Origin of the sequence: Nonomuraea sp. NPDC005692 (assembly GCF_040631115.1) — a bacterium.
In the GTDB taxonomy this organism is placed as follows: Bacteria; Actinomycetota; Actinomycetes; order Streptosporangiales; family Streptosporangiaceae; genus Nonomuraea.
This window is the reverse complement of the sequence record NZ_JBEXYU010000025.1, coordinates 100,632-118,213: the sequence shown is the minus strand read 5'-3', so window position 1 is coordinate 118,213 and position 17,582 is coordinate 100,632. Positions and strand designations below refer to the sequence as shown.

Below are 17,582 nucleotides of genomic sequence, written 5' to 3'. Positions count from 1 at the left end.
CCGGTGCTGGCCCGGAACAGTGTGGTTAGGTATGGTCTGACCATACAGTGGTCGGACCATTCGTTGGGAGAGTCGTGCGAGTCGCCCTGTTCATCACGTGCGTGAACGACACGCTCTTCCCGGGCACCGGCAAGGCCGTCGTGTCGCTGCTGCGCAGGCTGGGCTGCGACGTGGACTTCCCCGTCGCCCAGACGTGCTGCGGGCAGATGCACGTCAACACCGGTTACCGGGCGGAGGGCGTGCGGCTGGCCAGGAAGTTCACCGAGGTGTTCGCCGGGTACGACGCCGTCGTGGCGCCGTCCGGGTCGTGCGCGGCCATGGTGCGCGAGCAGTACCCGAAGCTGGTGCGGCCGGGCAGCAGGGGCGCGGCGGCCGTGGCCGAGGTCGTGCCCAGGGTGTACGAGCTGAGCGAGTTCCTGCTGGACGTCCTGAAAGTCGACGACGTTGGCGCATATTTCCCGCACCGGGTGACATATCACCCGACGTGCCATTCGCTGCGCGGGCTGCACCTGGGCGACCGGCCCACCCGGCTGCTGCGGAAGGTCCGAGGTCTGGAGCTCGTGCCGCTGCCCGGCGCGGAGGAGTGCTGCGGCTTCGGCGGCACGTTCGCGGTCAAGAACCCGGCGGTGTCGGCCGCCATGGGGGCCGACAAGGTGCGCGGCATCCTCGACACGGGCGCCGAGGTGATCTGCGCGGCCGACAACTCGTGCCTGATGCACATCGGCGGCACCCTGAGCCGCCAGAAGACGGGAGTCAGGACGATGCACCTGGCGGAGATCCTCGCAGCCACGGAGGAGACCCGATGAGCGCGACATTCCTCGGCATGCCTGGAAATTTCCCGAAAAATGCGGCGAAAGCCGTTGAGGACTCGCAACTGCGGTTCAACCTCCGGAAAGCCACCCACACCATTCGCGGCAAGCGCGCCGGCGTCGTCGGCGAGCTGCCCGACTGGGCCGAGCTGCGCGCGGCCGGCAAGGCCGTCAAGGATCACACGCTCCGCCACCTCGACCGCTACCTCCTCCAGCTGGAGGAGGCCGTCCGGCGGGCGGGCGGCACCGTCCACTGGGCCAGGGACGCCGACGAGGCCAACCGCATCGTCGGCGACCTGGTCGCGGCCACCGGCGAGACCGAGGTGGTCAAGGTCAAGTCGATGGCCACCCAGGAGATCGGGCTCAACGAGGCGCTGGCCCGGCGCGGCATCACCGCGTACGAGACGGACCTGGCCGAGCTGATCGTGCAGCTCGGGGACGACTTCCCCAGCCACATCCTGGTCCCCGCGATCCACCGCAACCGCTCGGAGATCCGCGACATCTTCCTCGACCGCATGCCCGGCGTGCCCGACGGCCTCACCGACGAGCCGCCCGCCCTGGCCGAGGCCGCCCGGCTGCACCTGCGCGAACGTTTCCTCAGGAGCAAGGTCGCCGTCTCCGGGGCGAACTTCATGATCGCCGAGACCGGCACGCTGGTCGTGCTGGAGTCGGAGGGCAACGGCCGCATGTGCCTGACCCTCCCCGAGACGCTCATCAGCGTCGTCGGCATCGAGAAGCTCCTGCCGACCTGGCGGGATCTGGAGGTCTTCCTCCAGCTTCTTCCGCGCAGCTCCACAGGTGAGCGGATGAATCCGTACACCAGCACGTGGACCGGCGCCACCGAGGGCCAGGACTTCCACCTGGTGCTGCTCGACAACGGCCGCACCGACGTGCTCGCCGACGAGGTGGGCCGCCAGGCGCTGCGCTGCATCCGCTGCTCGGCCTGCCTGAACGTGTGCCCGGTCTACGAACGCGCGGGCGGCCACGCGTACGGCTCGGTCTATCCAGGGCCGATCGGGGCCATCCTCACCCCGCAGCTCAGGGGCATGTCCTCCGACCTGGACGCCTCACTGCCGTTCGCCTCCAGCCTGTGCGGGGCGTGCCTGGAGGTCTGCCCGGTGGCCATCGACATCCCCGAGGTGCTGGTGGACCTGCGGGCCAAGGCGCCGCACGCGGCGGCCGAGCGCGCGGGCATGAAGGCCGCCGGCTGGGTGCTGGCCGACCAGGCCCGGCTGGCCAGGGCGCAGCGGCTGGCCGGCCGGCTGCGCCGGCTGGTGCCGAGGCGGCGGCTGCCCGGCCCGCTGGCGGCCTGGACCGACACCCGGGACGTGCCCGACATCCCGGAAGAATCCTTCAGAGAGTGGTGGGAGCGGAACGATGGGCGCGCGTGAGGAGATCCTGGCCAAGGTCAGGAAGGCGGTCGCGGACGCGCCCGAGGTGGAGGTCGCCCGGCACTACCGGACCCGCCCGGACGTGGACGACGTGGTGGGCCTGTTCGCCGAGCGGGTGCGCGACTACCGGGCCGTCGTGCACGTGCTGCCCGACGCGGACGTGCCCGGCAAGCTGGCCGAGCTGGCCGCCGGCCGCCGCATGATCGTCCCGGACGGCTTCGCCTGGGCGGCGCCGAGCAGCCCGGAAGCCGGGGCCGACCGGCGCTGGGACACGCTCGACGCCGCCGACGGGGTGATCACCGCCTGCGCGGTGGCCGTCGCCGAGACCGGGACCATCGTCCTCGACCACGGGCCCGGCCAGGGCGCCAGGGCGCAGACGCTGGTCCCCGACCACCACGTGTGCGTGGTGCGCGCCGACCAGATCGTGGCGGGCGTGCCCGAGGCGGTGGCCAGGCTCGACCCGGCCCGTCCGCTCACCTGGATCAGCGGCCCGTCGGCGACCAGCGACATCGAGCTGAACCGGGTCGAGGGCGTGCACGGCCCCCGGACCCTCGAAGTGATCATCAGCACCTGAACGCCGGCACGTCCAGGGTCGTCAGTACCTGAGGACGGCCGCCACGTCCTGCACGTCGTCGGTGAACCACAGTTCGGCGTCGGTCATGGCGGCGGCCCGGACCACGGCCGAGTCCGCGCGCTCCTCGACGGGCTGCTCGACGCCCCAGCGCCGCAGCTCGCCCTGGTCGGTGGAGAGCTGGGTGCCGCCTTCACCGGTCCACACGGTCCGGTCGAGCTGGGCGGGCATGAGCACCGCGTGCACCCTGCCCTCGCGCAGGGCGTGCGCGACCTGGGACAGGCCCGCCGGGCCCGATGACTCGCGGTGGCGGTCGAGCAGCTCGGCGCGGCGGCGTTCGAGCCAGTCGTCCAGCGCGCGCTCGACGTCGGCCTCGAACTGGCCGTGGTCGGCGCGGCTGCCGTGCTCGACCATCATCACCCGGTCGGCGGACTTGGTGCTGAGATGTTGCAGCAGGTAGGAGCGCGACTTCGGCTCGCCGGCCACGATGATCAGCTCGGCGCCGATCCTGCGTACCTGCTCGTCGATCTCGCGGGCGACGGCGACCGCGTTCTTCTCCCACGTCTCCTCGGCGCCCCGCTCGTACCGCTTCTGCGACCAGCCGCCCTGGGCGGTCTTCTGCAGCGGCCAGTCGGCCGCCGCCACGGTGGTCGTGCGCGGCGCGCCGCCGCCGAACACCGACAGCTCGGCCCCGGCGTGGTCCACGATGACCCGCAGGTGCGGCACGTTCTCGCCGCGCTGCCTCAGCATCGGCGTGACGTGCGGAAGCGGCGACACGGTCGCCAGCTCGTACGGCGCCCGCGCCAGCGGCTCGGCCAGCACCACCGCGCCGTGCGTGGCGAACAGCGCCTGGCCGGGCGCCGGCCGGTTGGCGGCCACCTCCAGGGCGTCGATGGTCGCGGGGTCGGTCCCGTCGAGCTGGTCACGCACGCTGTGCCAGTGCGTCTCCCGCTGCGGCTCGGTGAGCGCGCCCAGATAGACCGAGGCGTACGGGCCGCGCCGCTCGTACAGGGGCCTGATGAAGTCGAGACGCACAGGTCACCACCTCCGCTCTTCGATGCCGAGGCCCAGGGCCTTGGCCACGTCGGCGATGTTCACAAACCGGCGGTCGGGAAGGGATCGCACCATGTCGGCCACCTGGTCGGGGGCGTCCACGTCCTCGGCGTGCTGGACCAGGTCGTCCTTGGAGGCGGGCCAAGGGGTGTCGCTGAGCCATTTGGCCAGGTCGCTGCGGATGTCGACGCCGCGCTGGGTGATGCCCTGGGGGGTGCCGGGCTCGTGTCCCGGGGGGTACGACTGCCCTGACTCCTCGCCGGGCCCGGGCATGGACTCGGTCTCCTTCCACTCCTCGGCGTGCGTGCTGCCGCCGCCGCGGACCATGCCCTCGGTCTCGTGCTTCTGCTGATCGTCCAGGCGCGGACCGTGCTTGTCGCTCCCACGTTCCATAGTTCCCTCACTCCTCTCAAAGCGGCCCCTACCCCCGCTTTCGTGGGCAAACATCGTGAGTGTGTAGGGTGCGCACGTGTTCGATCCCGATGCGCGCATCGCCGCCGGACGGCTCGTGCTGCGGCCGTTCGACCCCCGTGACGCCGCCCGTGTGCGGTCGGTGGTGGAGACGGTGGAACCCGGCGACCGTTTCCTCCCGCCGGGCGCGCCCGTCCACGCCTCCGGCGTCGGCCAGTGGCTCGCGCACGGCGTGCACGAGCTGTATCGCTCGCAGCAGGGCCTGCACCTGGCCATGACCGAGGCCGACGACCGCATCGTGGGCGCCATCAGCCTGTTCAGGACGTCGTGGACGGCGGGCACGACCGAGGTCGGCTACGGCGTCCACCCGATGTACCGGGGCCGCGGCTACGCCACCGAGGCCGTACGCGCCCTGACCGCCTGGGTGTTCGCCACCACCGCCCTGCGCAGGGTGGACCTCACCGCGAACCTGGACAACCCGGCCTCCCTGCGCGTCGCGCTGAAAGCGGGCTTCACCTGGGAAGGCGTGCTGCGCGCCGCCGTGCTGGAGGAGGACGGCCCGCACGACCTGGTCGTCCTCGGCCTGCTGCGGGAGGACTCCGGCGAGCCGGCGCCCGCCCTGCCGAAGACCGAGCTGCGCACGCCCCGGCTGCTGCTGCGGCAGCCCGTCCCCGCCGACGTGCCCGGCCTGGCCGCCACCGGCGCCGACCCGCTCACCCAGGCCAGGACCGGCGTCCCCCGCGACTACACCGAGGAACACGCCCGCGCGTTCGTCGACATCTGCGAACGGATGCGGATGAGGGGCGCGGGCATCGCGTTCACCGCGGAGGAGTTCACCACCACCCGTTTCGTGGCCAACGTGGACCTCAGGGACCTCGACTGGCGCAACCGTACGGCCGAGGTCGGCTACATGACCGCGCCGTGGGCCCGCGGCCGGGGCTACGCGGGCGAGGCCGTGACCGCCATCGCGCGCTGGCTGTTCGAGCGCCACGGCTTCCGCCGGCTGCAACTGCGGGCCGCGGTGTCGAACCCGGCCTCGCAACGCGTGGCGGAGAAGGCCGGCTTCGCCCGCGAGGGCGTGGCCCGCGCCGCGCTCGACGGCGAGGACCTGGTCGTCTACAGCCTGCTCCCGTCCGACCTGGCCTGAGGGCACAGCGGACTGGCCCCGCCGACCCATGGTGAAACCCGGCGGGAACCGTCACCCTGGGGATGAGGACGGTGAGGCTGAATGATCACGGTTGTCGGCTGGGACGGGGTCGAGCTGCCGGCCGGGGCCGCGGGCAGGCTGCGTGAGGCGGAGCTCGTCGTGGGCCCCGCCGCCATTCTCGGCCGGCTCGGCGTCGACGGACGGGCCGCGAACGACGGCGACGTGCTCCAGGCCCTCGACGGCCATCTCGGGCAGGACCGGGGCCCGGCCGTCGTGGTCGCCGAGGGCGATCCCGGCTTCTTCGGCGTCGTCCGCGCACTACGGGCGCACGGCCTTCGCCCGGACGTCCTGCCGGCCACCTCGCTGATCAGCCGCGCCTTCGCCTGCGCCGGGCTCAACTGGGAGGACGCCCTCGTCGTCGCCCCCTCCGGCCCCGGCCGGCTCGCCCGCGTGGTGAACGCCTGCCGCGCCCACCCCAAGGTCGCGCTGCTCGTCGCGCCCGGCGTCGGTCCCGCCGAGATCGCCAGGGAGCTGGCGCCGACCACGCCGCGCGCCCTGATCGTCTTCGAGGACCTCGGCGGCCCAGGACAGCGCGTCACGCACAGCCGCATGGGCGAGGCCACCACCCGGCCGTGGAAGGACCCCGACGTGGTCCTCGTCATCGACCCGCTGCACCGGCCCGGACAGCCGGGCTGGGTGGCCGGCGCGCAGCCGGGCCCGGCGGAGTGGGCGCTGCCGTGGGAGAACGGGCTGCCCGCCGAGGTGCGGGCGTTCGTCCTGGCCAAGCTGGGTCCCCGGCTCGGCGACCTGGTCTGGGACGTCGGCGCGGGCGAGGGCGAGATCGCCGTCGAGTGCGCCAGGCTGGGCGCGGCCGTCGTGGCGGTCGAACGCGACCAGTCCGCCTGCGCGCGGCTGCGTGCCAACGTGCTGGCCCACGGCGTCAAGGTCGCCCTGACCAGGGGGCAGGCGCCGGCCGCGCTCGAACCGCTGCCCGACCCCGACGCCGTCTTCGTCGGCGGGGGCGGCGACGACGTGGTCGCGGCCTGCGCCGCCCGCGGCCCCCGAGCCCTGGTGTGCGCGCTCGGCACGGCCGAGCGGGCGGTCGCCGTGCTGGGGCTGCTGCGCGAGCTCGGATACCGCGGCGAGGGCACGCGGATCCAGGCGTCCACTCTGAAGCCCGGCGCGGGCGGTTCCCACCGTCTGACCGCCGCGGACCCCGTCTTCGTCGTGCACGCCAGGCCCGCGCACGCAGCGTGACCTGTCCCCCACGGGCACGTATCGGTTATCCTCGCGTGACTTTGTCTATGCACCGGAGAATCCCTCAATGAAGCCGCCGCTCCTGCTGATCGGGCAGGGCTCGAACGATGACGCCTACGCCGCGGAGTTCGGCAGGTTCGTACACCGGCTGCGCTGCCGCCTCGACCACACGGCCGTCGACGTCTCCGGCGGCTACCTGGAACGCGCCACGCCGCGCCTGAGCGACTCCGTGGCGTCCCTGATGGCGCGCGGCCACCACCGTCTCGTCGCGCTGCCGCTCAGTCTCAGCAGGGTGGGGGAGGAGTTCCCGGCCGCGATGGCGCTCGAACAGCAGCGCCACCCCACCCTCATGTACGACTACGGCCGCCCCCTCGGCCCCGACCCGCGCGTGCTGGCGCTGCTGGCCGACCGGCTCGGCGAGGCCGCCGCCGAGATGGCCAGGCCGCGCCCCCTGGAGCTGGTCGGCGCCCGGCCCCGGCTGCGCGCCGTCGACACCCCGGCCCTCGACGACGTCCCCGGCCAGGTCGAGCCGGGTGAGACGGCGGTCGTGCTGGTCGGCGAGGGCTCGACCGACGCCACCGCCAACGCCGAGATCCATCGGGTGTCGCGGCTGTTCTGGGAGACGCACGCCTACGACTACATGACGGTCGAGACCGCGTTCGTCTCGGTGACGCCGCCCGGCGTGCCCGGCGGGCTCGAACGTTGCCGCCGGCTGGGCGCCAAGCGGGTGATCGTGGTGCCGTACCTGCTGTTCGCGGGCGGTCTGCTGGAGCGCGTGTGGGCGCAGGCCCTGGCGTACGGCGCGGGCCACCCCGACCTCGACATCCGCTGCGCCGAGGTGATCGGCGACTGCGAGACGCTGGCCGACGTCGTGATCGACCGGTACGAGGAAGCGCTCCAGCTCGTTCACTAAGTGGAGGTGTCCGTGCTCGCCGAGACCCTGGCAGCCATCCGTCCCGCCGACCCCGAGGCGCTCGCCGAGGCCCGCGCCCATCAGGACCGGCTCACCAAGCCGCGCGGTGCGCTCGGAGCCCTGGAGGAGGTGGCCGTACGCCTGGCGGGCGCCTCCGGCGTCTGCCCGCCGCCCATGCCCGAGCCGGCCGCCCTGGCCATCTTCGCGGCCGACCACGGCGTGCACGCGCGCGGCGTCAGCCCGTGGCCGCAGGAGGTCACGACGCAGATGGTCGCCAACTTCCTGGCCGGCGGCGCGGTCGCCAACGCCTTCGCCGCCCAGGTGGGCGCGTCCGTGACGGTGGTCGACGTCGGCGTCGCCACCGACCTGCCCGACGCCCCCGACCTGGTCAAGCGCAAGGTCGCGTACGGCACCGCCGACCTGTCGCGCGGCCCCGCCATGAGCGTCGACCAGGCCGTCAGGGCGCTGGAGGCGGGCATCGCCGTGGCGCAGGAGCTGATCGACGGGGGCGCCCGCTGCCTGATCACCGGCGACATGGGCATCGCCAACACCACCGCCTCGGCCGCGCTGATCTCCGTGTTCACCGGCAAGGACCCGGCCGAGGTGACCGGCAGGGGCACCGGGATCGACGACGCGACCTACGACCACAAGGTGGCGGTCGTCCGCGAGGCGCTGCGGGTGAACGGCCTGCCCGGCGGCACCGGGCCGAGCGACGCCCTGCGCGCGCTGGCCGCCGTGGGCGGCTTCGAGCACGCGGCCATCGCGGGTTTCGTGCTGTGCGGCGCGGCGAACCGGGTGCCGGTGATCCTCGACGGCGTCATCGCCGGCTCGGCCGCCCTGGTCGCCGCCGCCCTCGACCCCCACGTCAGCGGTCACTGCGTGGCCGGCCACCGCTCGGCCGAGCCCGGCCACGCCGCCGCGCTCGACCACCTCGGGCTGCGCCCGCTGGTTGACCTGGAGCTGCGGCTCGGCGAGGGCACCGGCGGCCTGCTCGCGCACCCGCTGGTGTGCGCGGCCGTACGGGTGATGCACGACGTGGCGACGTTCGACTCGGCGGGGGTCACCGAAAAGCCCGTGTGATGATGGGGGACACTCGAAACAGCACGTGAGGTGAGCAGTGTCCCGGTACGGTCCCATGTTCGGCCCTGACATCACGTTCCTCGGCGTGGACCGCTGCGACGTCGCGGACCCGGCCAGCTACGCCGGAGCCGACGTGGTGATCATCGGTGCCCCCTTCGACGGGGGCACCTCCAACCGGCCGGGCGCCAGGTTCGGGCCGATGGCGCTGCGCCAGACCTGCTACCTGCCGCACAACGGGTCCCGTCCGAGCCTGGCCCTGCGCGTCGACGCCCTGCGCGACCTGCGGGTGCTCGACGCGGGCGACGTCGAGTGCTACTCCGGCGACGTCGAGGGCTCGCTGGCCGCCATCGAGGACGCGGTGCACCGGATCGCCTCCTCCGGGGCCGTCCCGGTGGTGCTCGGCGGCGACCACACCGTCGCGCTGCCGGACGCGCGGGGCACCGCCAGGGCGTACCAGCCGGGCCGCACCTCGATGATCCACTTCGACGCGCACGCCGACACCGGCGACATCGAGTTCGGCCACCTGCACGGGCACGGCCAGCCGATGCGGCGGCTCATCGAGTCCGGCGCCATCCGGGGCGACAGGTTCCTGCAGATCGGGCTGCGCGGCTACTGGCCGGAGCCCGAGACGCTCGACTGGATGGCGGCACAGCGCATGCGCTCGTACGAGATGACCGAGATCGTGACGCGCGGGCTGGAGGAGTGCCTGACGGAGTCGTTCGGGATCGCGCTCGACGAGTGCGACCAGATCTTCCTGTCCGTGGACATCGACGTCTGCGACCCCGGGCACGCCCCCGGCACCGGCACGCCCGAACCCGGCGGCCTGTCGGCCAGGCAGCTCCTCGACGCCGTGCGCCGGATCTGCTACGAGCTGCCCGTGGCCGGGATGGAGGTGGTCGAGGTCTCGCCGCCGTACGACCACGCCGACATCACCGCGTTCCTTGGGAACCGCGTTATTCTTGAGGCACTCTCGGCCATGGCCAGACGCCGCAAAGACGCTCAGGGCGGGCCACGCTGGGACCCGTCGCAGCCTCTTCTTGACGGCCGTTGAGCCATGCGCAGCGAACGACGCACGGTGAGCCGGTAGGTTTACCTCCAAACACAACCTTCGCGAACGGGAGATTCCCCCCATGGGTCCCTACCTCCTCGGCCTGCGGCTTTCCGGCCGCCGGGTGCTCGTCGTGGGCGGCGGCCGCGTCGCGCAGCGGCGTGTCCCCGCGCTGCTCGAGGCCGGTGCGGAGGTCACCGTGGTGTCCCCGGCCGTCACACCGGCCCTCGACGACCTGATCGCGACGGGCCGGGTCACCTGGCACGCGCGGCCGTACGAGGTGGGCGACTGCGACGGCGCCTGGCTCGTGCAGGCCTGCACCGACGTCAGGTCCGTCAACGCCGCCGTCGCCGCCGAGGCCGAGGCCAAGCGGGTGTGGTGCGTGCGCGCCGACGACCGGGACGCCTCCGCCGCCTGGACCCCGGCCACCGGCCGGGTCGACGAGATCAGCGTGGCCGTCACCGCCGGCGGCGACCCGCGCCGGGCCGCGGGCATCCGCGACGCGGTCGTCGGCGCGCTGCGCGACGGCACGGTCGACGCCCGCCGCAACCGCACCAAGCCCGTCGGCGTGGCCCTGGTCGGCGGCGGCCCCGGCGACCCCGGCCTGATCACCGTGCGCGGGCGGCAGCTCCTCGCCCAGGCCGACGTCGTGGTCGCCGACCGGCTCGCGCCCCGCGCGCTGCTCGACGAGCTCGCCCCCGACGTCGAGCTGATCGACGCCGCCAAGGTGCCCTACGGCAGGTCGCTGTCCCAGGAGAAGATCAACGAGCTGCTGGTCGACCGGGCCAGGCAGGGCAAGTTCGTCGTCCGGCTCAAGGGCGGCGACCCGTTCGTGTTCGGGCGCGGCGGCGAGGAGATGATCGCCTGCGCCCGGGCCGGCATCCCCGTGCTCGTCGTCCCCGGCATCACCAGCGCCGTCGCGGTCCCGGCCGCGGCCGGGGTGCCGGTGACGCATCGCGGGGTGAGCCAGGAGTTCCATGTCATCTCCGTGCACGTCGCGCCCGACCACCCGGCCTCCACCGTCGACTGGCCCGGCCTGGCCCGATCCCAGGGCACGCTGGTGCTGATGATGGCCGTCGAGCGGCTGCCGAAGGTGGCCGAGGCGCTGCTTCGAGACGGACGTGCGCCGGAGACTCCCGTAATGGTGGTACAGGACGGTACCCTTCCGACCCAGCGGGCGGTAATCGCACCGCTTTCCACCGTGGCCGACCGCGTGTCCGCGGCTGGGATACGGCCTCCGGCGATCGTCATCGTCGGCGACGTCGTGCGGGTCGGCCAGGAGGTCGAGATGGTTCGAGCGGAGCGCTTGCCGTGAACACCGCCATGGATGACGGGCGGCACGAGTCGCTGGGGGAGCAGACGTTGAGCTTCCGCCCGGTGACGGACGACGACCTGCCCGATCCCCGGACCCCCGCGCCTCCGCCACCCGCCGCTCCCGCGGGCCCGCCGCCCGCTTCCCCCGCGGGTCCGCCCGCTTCCCCCGCGGGTCCGCCGTCCGCTGCTTCCGCGGGTCCGCCGTCCGTGGCGTCCGCGGGTCCGCCGTCTGTGGGTTCGTCGGGCGAGCCGTCGTCCGCCGCTGCCCGGCCCTCGCTCTTCCAGCCGCCGCCGCGCGCCGACGAGCCTGCCCGTCCACGGCAGCCCACCGCTCCACGGCTCCCGGCTGCCTCGCAGGAGCCTCCGGCCGGTACGGACGAGCCCGGCCCGTCCACGGGGCCCAGCCTCTTCACGCCGTCCCGTCCGGCCGACCGTCCGAGCCTGTTCACCCCGGCCCGCGCCGCCGACCCGCGTGAGGGGAACGAAGCACGTCCGAGGCCCGCCGCCTTCTGGGAACGAGCCCCCCAGGAACCAGGCGCCGCCCCGCCCCCGGAGCCCGAGCCCACGGCCGCGCCCCCAAACGCTACCGAGGACGCACCTTCCGACGCGGTCACGGACGAGACACACCCCCTCGACGAGGCCGATGCCTCCACTGACGAGGACGCCGACGGCGATGCCGGGAACCGCGACGTCGACTCGGAGAGCGACGACACCCACGGGCCCAATGACGACCCCGCCCCTGAAGCCGAAGCGGCGCTGGTGGGGCAAGGCGACGACGACCGCCACGAGGCGATCCACCCCGACGAGATGGTGGACGCCGATGGGGTCACGGGCGCGACGGACCCTGTCGACGAGGCCGATGCCTCCGCTGACGAGGACGCCGACGGCGATGCCGGGAACAACGTTCATGCCGAAGCGGCGCTCTTCGCGGAAGGCGGCGACGCCCCCCGCGAGGCGATCCACCCCGAGGAGATGGTGGACGCCGACGAGGCGGTGGACGCTGACGACAACCGCGCCGTCGCCGACCCCAGCGACTCCGCCACCGCCACGACCACCACTGGCTTCGACGCTTTCTCTCCGGCCTTCGACGTCCCCGTCGGCGCCGACTACCCCACCGACCCAGGAGACCTGGCGGAGGAGGAGCTCGACTTCAAGGCCGACGCCGACGAGGTCGCGTTCACCGTAAAGACCGATGACGCCGAAGCGGGCACGGAGGACCGCGCCGACGCCATCGGCGACAGCGGCGAGACCGTCCCCGACGCCGCCCCGAACGCCGCCCCGGACACCGAAGCGGACGCCGACGCGGGTGCCGAGGCGGACGCCGACCCGGACGCCGACACCCAGATCGACGCCGAAACCGACGACCCCTCCGACACCGACACCGACAGTGACATCGACGCGGACACTGACGCTGATGACGACGCGGACGCGGACGCGGACGCCGACGCCGACGTCGAGGCGGGCGCGGACATCGACGCCGTACGGGAGCTGGAAGAAGCGCCAGGGGAAGGGCAGCGGGTCGAGGAGCTGCCGGCCGAGGTCGTCGAGGCGATGACGTCGGCGCTGAGCGCGTTGCGCGAAAGCGTGTCCGACCTGCGCTTCAGCCTCGACCTGCCGGGAGCCGAGGAGGCCAGGCAGGCGCGGGCCGACCTGCTGGCCCAGCTGGAGAACTACGTCCTGCCCCGGGTGCGCACCAACACGGCCCCCGCGCTGATCGTGATCGCGGGCTCCACCGGCGCCGGCAAGTCGACCCTGGTCAACTCCCTGGCCGAGCGGAACATCTCGCGCACCGGAGTGCGCCGCCCCACCACCGGCACCCCCATCCTGGCCTGCCACCCCGACGACCGGAAGTGGTTCGCGGAGGGCGAGCTGCTCAGCGGCCTCGAACGGCTGGACCGGCCCTCGACCGACAGCGACACGAGCGGCCTGGTCGTCGTGACGACCGAGAAGCTTCCGCAGGGCGTCGCGCTGCTGGACACCCCCGACATCGACTCGGTCGTCGAGGAGCACCACGAGATCGCCCACCGGATGCTCGACGCCGCCGATCTGTGGATCTTCGTGACCACCGCCGCCCGCTACGCCGACGCGCCCGCCTGGAGCCTCCTGCGCCTGGCCAAGGAGCGCGGCGCCCGCCTGGCCATCGTGTTGTCGCGGGTGCAGCCCCGGTCGGCCGACGTCGTGCTCAAGCACTTCGTCCGCATGCTGACCGAATACGGCCTGGGCGACATCGACAGGTTCGTGATCCACGAGGCGACGGTGACCGACGGCAGGCTGCCCGACAGCGAGGTCACCGACCTGCGCCTGTGGCTGGCCGAGCTCTCGGTCGACGAGGCGCGCCGGGCGCAGGCCGTGCAGGAGACCCTGAACGGGGTGCTCAACAGCTTCCGCACCCGCGTGCCCGCGCTGGCCAGGCATCTGGAGGGCCAGGCGGCGTTCCGGGCCGAGCTGCGCAGCGACGTCGAGGCCGCCTATCTGGGCGCGCTGGCCGAGATCGACAAGGCGTCCAAGAACGGCTCGCTGCTGCACGGCGAGGTGCTGGCCCGCTGGCAGGACTTCGCGGGCTCCGGCGACCTCATGCGCTCGCTGCAGTTCGGCAAGAGCGGCAAAGCGGGCAGGCAGACGCCCGAGCGGGTGACGGCGTTCAAGGCGGCGATCCGGGCCGGGCTGGAGTCGGTGATCGTCGCCGCGGCCAACCGCGCCGCCGAGGAGGTGGTCGCGCGCTGGCGGCACCGTTCGGAGCTGGGCGCCAAGCTCGCCGATGGGCTCGACCGCCCGTCGGACAACCTGCTGCGGCACGCCGGGCGCGCCATCGCGTCCTGGCAGGACCACCTGAACGAGCTCGTACGCACCGAGGGCGTGACCAAGCGCTCGGTGTCCAAGCTCGTCTCGTTCGATCCCGACGCGCTCTCCCTGATCTTCACGGTCGCCATGTTCAGCGGCGGCGACGGGTCGGGCGTGCCGCACCGGCTCGTCAACGCGCTGCTCGGCGCGGAGTCGCTGCGCGGCATCGGCGCCAAGGCGCTCAGTGACCTGCGAGCCAGGATCGGCATGCTGTTCGACGAGGAATCCATGCGTTACGTACACGCTCTCGACTCGGCGGGCATCCCGGACGAGTCCGTCGCGACCCGCCTCTACCAGGCGACGTACAACCTTGAGGTCGCCCGATGACGACGACCACGCCCCCGAGGGCGGGCCTCGCGCCGAGGTTGTCCGCGCTCAACAAGGTGGTGGAGCTCGGTCCGGGGCGGCTCGACCAGAAACTGCTCACCGAGGCCGGCGCGCTGCTGACGCGGGCCGGCGACCGGCTCAAGCTGTCGTCCGAGCACACCGTGGTCGCCCTCGCGGGCGGCACCGGCAGCGGCAAGTCGTCCCTGTTCAACGCCATTTCGGGGCTTGAACTGTCGCCCACGGGCGTACGCCGCCCGACGACGGCCCGTACCCACGCCTGCGTGTGGGGTCTGGAGGGCTCGGCGCCGCTGCTCGACTGGCTGCAGATCCAGCCGCGCCACCGCTTCTCCCGTACCAGCGCGCTCGACAAGGGCGACAGCCAGCTCCACGGGCTGATCCTGCTCGACCTGCCCGACCACGACTCGATCCGGGCGCTCAGCGACAACGAGGCCGACCGGCTCATCGGGCTGGCCGACCTGGTGGTGTGGGTGCTCGACCCGCAGAAGTACGCCGACGCCTCCACCCACCGGCGCTACGTGACCGAGCTGGCCGGGCACGACGCGGTGACCGTGTTCGCGCTCAACCAGGCCGACAAGCTCTCCGCGGCGGAGCTGGCCGAGCTGGTCATCGACCTCAACGACCTGCTGCGCCGGGAAGGCGTCGAGCATCCCAGCGTCGTACCCACCTCGGCCGTCACCGGGCGCGGCGTCGAGAGTCTCAAGAGCGTGGTCGCGACCGCCGTCGGCCGCCGCCGCGCCGCCATCCAGAAGCTTGAGGCGGACCTCCAGCGGATGGAACAGCGGCTCGGCGAGGCCATGCCGCTCGGCGACGCGCTGCTCGTGCCGTCGTCGGTCGACGAGGCGCGCAGGATGGGGCTCACCGATGCCCTCTGCGACGCGATCGGCGTCCCGGCCGTCGGCGAGGCCATGGAGAACGTCTACGCCGAGCGTTCCAGCCAGTGGGTCGGCTGGCCGTATCCGCGGTGGTTCGCCAAGTTCCGTCCGGATCCGTTGAAGAGCCTGCGTCTCGAAGACGTCGGCGACGAGATCCGCGGCATCACGACCGGCTCGGTGAGCGCGCATTCCGCCGAGGTGGCCAACGCCGTGCAGGCGCTCACCGACGGCTTGTCGGCCGGGATGGACCCGGTGTGGCGGACCGCGGTGCAACAGGCCGCGCGCTCGCACGCGTCCCGGCTTCCCAAGGCGCTGACCGAGGAGCTCACGGAGGTGGCGCCGCGCCTGGACCGGGTGCCCGGCTGGTGGCGGCTGCTCAAGGTCTGGCAGTACCTGCTGGTGGCGGCGTTCGTGGCCGGGGTGGTGTGGCTGGTGGCCGGGCTGACCGTGCCCGGGCAACTGCCTCCGACCCTGCAACTGGTCGGCGACGGTGCGGCGCTGCCGTGGGTGGCGCTCATGATGGCCTCCGTACTGGGGCTGGGCGCGTTGTCGGGCATCGCCTCGCGCAACTTCGTGGAGCTGGGGGCCTCGCGGGAGCGGGAACGTCTGGAGCGGGAGATGCGCCGCAGGGTGTCGGCGGTGTCGGCGAAGATGGTGGTGGAGCCGGTCGAACGCGAGCTCGGCCGCCACCACGCCTTCTACACGGCCCTGCGCGACCTCTCGGCCTGACACCCCTCTTCTCGTACGGGCTGAACGCCGGCACGTCATCCACAGCCGTCATCCCTCGCCGTCCCCTCATCCACAGAACGGCGTTCGCCCCCGCCCCACCCTGCCTGCTTCAGGCACCGTGTTCCCAGGTCGCGGGCAGTCCGCCCGCCGCATGGGAGGCACGGATGAACGACATCTACATCACGCTCACCGGAAACGTCGCAGCAGAGCCACGGCAGTACAGCTTCGACGACGGCACCAGGGTCACGTCGCTGAAGGTGTTCACCTCACACCGTTACTTCGACAGGAAGACAGGGCAATGGACCGACGGTGAGCGCGTCTGCTTCACGGTCCGGTGCTGGCGTGCGCTGGGCGACAACGTCGCCGACTGCGTACGGGCGGGGCAACCCGTCGTCGTGTCCGGCAAGCTCCGCATCCGCGAGTTCGGCGCGGAAGGTGACCGCCGGTTCATGCCGGAGATCGAGGCCAGCGCGGTCGGGCACGACCTGCGCTGGGGCACCGGCGTCTTCACCAAGCCGGAGCGCGGGGGCGGCCTGGGCTCGATGACCAAGGAGATGCGCGAACGCCTCGACGAGGAGACCCAGGACTGGGCGATGGGCACCAAGCCTGTCCGCCCGTCCTCCCTCCACTCGACCGCCGACCCGTCGGTCCCCGTGGCCGCCGACGCCCCCCGAAGCGCTCCCGCGCAGCCTCGCAACGAGGACGCCGAGCCGGACACCGACCACACGGCGCTGGCCATAGCGGCCACCGCCCCCGACGCTGCCACCCCGCAGCCAGTCCCAGGTCCTGAGGTCACCCCAGAGCCCCAGCCCGACACCGCCCTGGGAGACGACATCGCTCCTGGCATGGTCACCCGAGAGCATCCGGGCCGTGATTCGTCAGCCAAGGCCGCCACGGTCCGCGTCCTGGGCGCGTCCAGCAAGCCCCGGACGAAGACGCAGGCACCGGAGAAGGCCGCAGCCTGACACCATCGTCACCTGACGGCTGAGCACCTGCACCTCTGGATGCTTCCGTCGTGACGGATACGCGGCGCTGCCCGCGAAGGCGGTGTGTCTTCATGGCGACCTGCTCAATCCGCCATGAAGACACCCGTCTCACACCACCCCGAATCGAGCAACCTGCCTCAACACTCCTGAAGACTCGCCAGGGATGCCCTCCCAGGAAGCAGGGCGGTCGGCCGCCCGAACGCAAGTCCACGCTCCGGCACGGTGCCCAACCTGCCGGCTCCCCACCCGCCTGCACGGACTGCATGCACGCTGCACGGGTCGCCCACCTGTCTGCACGGGCTGCTCACCCGCCTGTACGAGACACCCACGCGAATGCCAATCCACCCAAAGGAGGCGTGTGCATGCGAAGGCGCAGTGGCCCCGGTTCGCCTCGCGATGGTCCCCCACAGGGGAAAATTGCGCCCGGCGGTGCGCTGCCCGGTTGAGGGCCAAGTTGGTGGCCAGGCGCCTGCTGAGCCGCCTGTTGACAGGCGTCGCCTACAGGAGTCGCCTACCGGTGACGCCAGGATGTGCGGGCGGCCAGTGTGGGTCCGGCACAACAGCGAGGCAGGGTTCCGGCCCCGCTGCTCACCTCTCGGCGGTGATCGGATTCGGGCACGCGCAGGCGTCAAGACGGACGACACCATGTAAAGCCATACCGCGTCCTCAGGTGGCAACGCGACGCGCCCGCAGGCACCGGCGGGCAAGCGCGACGTGACAGCAGTCCTGGGAGTGATGCACGCCTTGATGGCGTGGGCCCAGACTCGCCGGTCATCGAATTCCCCGACATGGAGGGGATGAAGGAGTACGGC

General features: G+C 72.7%; 14 protein-coding genes. 12 read left to right on the top strand and 2 right to left on the bottom strand.

Features of this window, described 5'->3' with window-relative positions; genetic code table 11:
• The first annotated feature begins 74 nt into the window (after positions 1-74).
• Genes ABZ459_RS37325 through ABZ459_RS37315 form a run of 3 tightly spaced genes read left to right on the top strand, consistent with a single transcriptional unit; the run spans position 75 to position 2,774 of the window.
• Positions 75-806, top strand: a complete 732-nt coding sequence (locus ABZ459_RS37325) for a (Fe-S)-binding protein (RefSeq protein WP_357980728.1) — start codon at positions 75-77, stop codon at positions 804-806.
• A complete protein-coding gene (locus ABZ459_RS37320; RefSeq protein ID WP_357980725.1) occupies positions 803-2,200 on the top strand; it encodes a lactate utilization protein B in 1,398 nt (465 codons plus the stop codon). The genes ABZ459_RS37325 and ABZ459_RS37320 overlap by 4 nt, the downstream gene beginning before the upstream one ends.
• Complete coding sequence (locus ABZ459_RS37315) at positions 2,187-2,774, top strand: LUD domain-containing protein (protein WP_357980723.1); 588 nt, start codon at positions 2,187-2,189, stop codon at positions 2,772-2,774. Before ABZ459_RS37320 ends, ABZ459_RS37315 begins: the two co-directional genes overlap by 14 nt.
• 21 nt (positions 2,775-2,795) lie before the next feature.
• Here ABZ459_RS37315 and ABZ459_RS37310 read toward each other — a convergent pair whose 3' ends face one another.
• A complete protein-coding gene (locus tag ABZ459_RS37310; RefSeq protein ID WP_357980720.1) occupies positions 2,796-3,806 on the bottom strand; it encodes a Vms1/Ankzf1 family peptidyl-tRNA hydrolase in 1,011 nt (336 codons plus the stop codon).
• A gap of 3 nt (positions 3,807-3,809) precedes the next feature.
• Entirely contained in the window at positions 3,810-4,217 is a 408-nt protein-coding gene (locus ABZ459_RS37305) for a DUF2795 domain-containing protein (protein WP_357980717.1), read from the bottom strand.
• A gap of 76 nt (positions 4,218-4,293) precedes the next feature.
• Between ABZ459_RS37305 and ABZ459_RS37300 the strand changes: the two genes are divergently transcribed.
• The 9 genes from ABZ459_RS37300 (at position 4,294) to ABZ459_RS37260 (ending at position 16,749) form a co-directional block, all read left to right on the top strand.
• Positions 4,294-5,382: a GNAT family N-acetyltransferase gene (locus tag ABZ459_RS37300; protein ID WP_357980714.1), complete on the top strand. Its 1,089-nt coding sequence runs from the start codon at positions 4,294-4,296 to the stop codon at positions 5,380-5,382.
• Positions 5,383-5,463: 81 nt separating this feature from the next.
• On the top strand, positions 5,464-6,639 hold the full coding sequence (locus ABZ459_RS37295; RefSeq protein ID WP_357980712.1) for an SAM-dependent methyltransferase: 1,176 nt from the start codon (positions 5,464-5,466) through the stop codon (positions 6,637-6,639).
• 67 nt (positions 6,640-6,706) lie between these two features.
• Entirely contained in the window at positions 6,707-7,552 is an 846-nt protein-coding gene (locus ABZ459_RS37290; RefSeq protein WP_357980709.1) for a sirohydrochlorin chelatase, read from the top strand.
• Between the two features lie 6 nt (positions 7,553-7,558).
• Positions 7,559-8,632: a nicotinate-nucleotide--dimethylbenzimidazole phosphoribosyltransferase gene (gene cobT / locus ABZ459_RS37285; RefSeq protein WP_357980706.1), complete on the top strand. Its 1,074-nt coding sequence runs from the start codon at positions 7,559-7,561 to the stop codon at positions 8,630-8,632.
• Positions 8,633-8,687: 55 nt separating this feature from the next.
• Positions 8,688-9,683: an agmatinase gene (speB, locus tag ABZ459_RS37280; protein ID WP_357980703.1), complete on the top strand. Its 996-nt coding sequence runs from the start codon at positions 8,688-8,690 to the stop codon at positions 9,681-9,683.
• A gap of 79 nt (positions 9,684-9,762) precedes the next feature.
• The gene (gene cobA, locus ABZ459_RS37275; RefSeq protein WP_357980700.1) at positions 9,763-10,995 is read left to right on the top strand and encodes a uroporphyrinogen-III C-methyltransferase; all 1,233 of its coding nucleotides are present in this window, start codon (positions 9,763-9,765) and stop codon (positions 10,993-10,995) included.
• Positions 10,996-11,225: 230 nt separating this feature from the next.
• Positions 11,226-14,162, top strand: coding sequence for a dynamin family protein (locus ABZ459_RS37270; RefSeq protein WP_357980697.1), 2,937 nt, complete (start codon positions 11,226-11,228; stop codon positions 14,160-14,162).
• Positions 14,159-15,784, top strand: coding sequence for a YfjP family GTPase (locus ABZ459_RS37265; protein WP_357980694.1), 1,626 nt, complete (start codon positions 14,159-14,161; stop codon positions 15,782-15,784). Before ABZ459_RS37270 ends, ABZ459_RS37265 begins: the two co-directional genes overlap by 4 nt.
• Positions 15,785-15,948: 164 nt before the next feature.
• Positions 15,949-16,749: a single-stranded DNA-binding protein gene (locus ABZ459_RS37260; protein WP_357980691.1), complete on the top strand. Its 801-nt coding sequence runs from the start codon at positions 15,949-15,951 to the stop codon at positions 16,747-16,749.
• Positions 16,750-17,582: the final 833 nt, after the last annotated feature.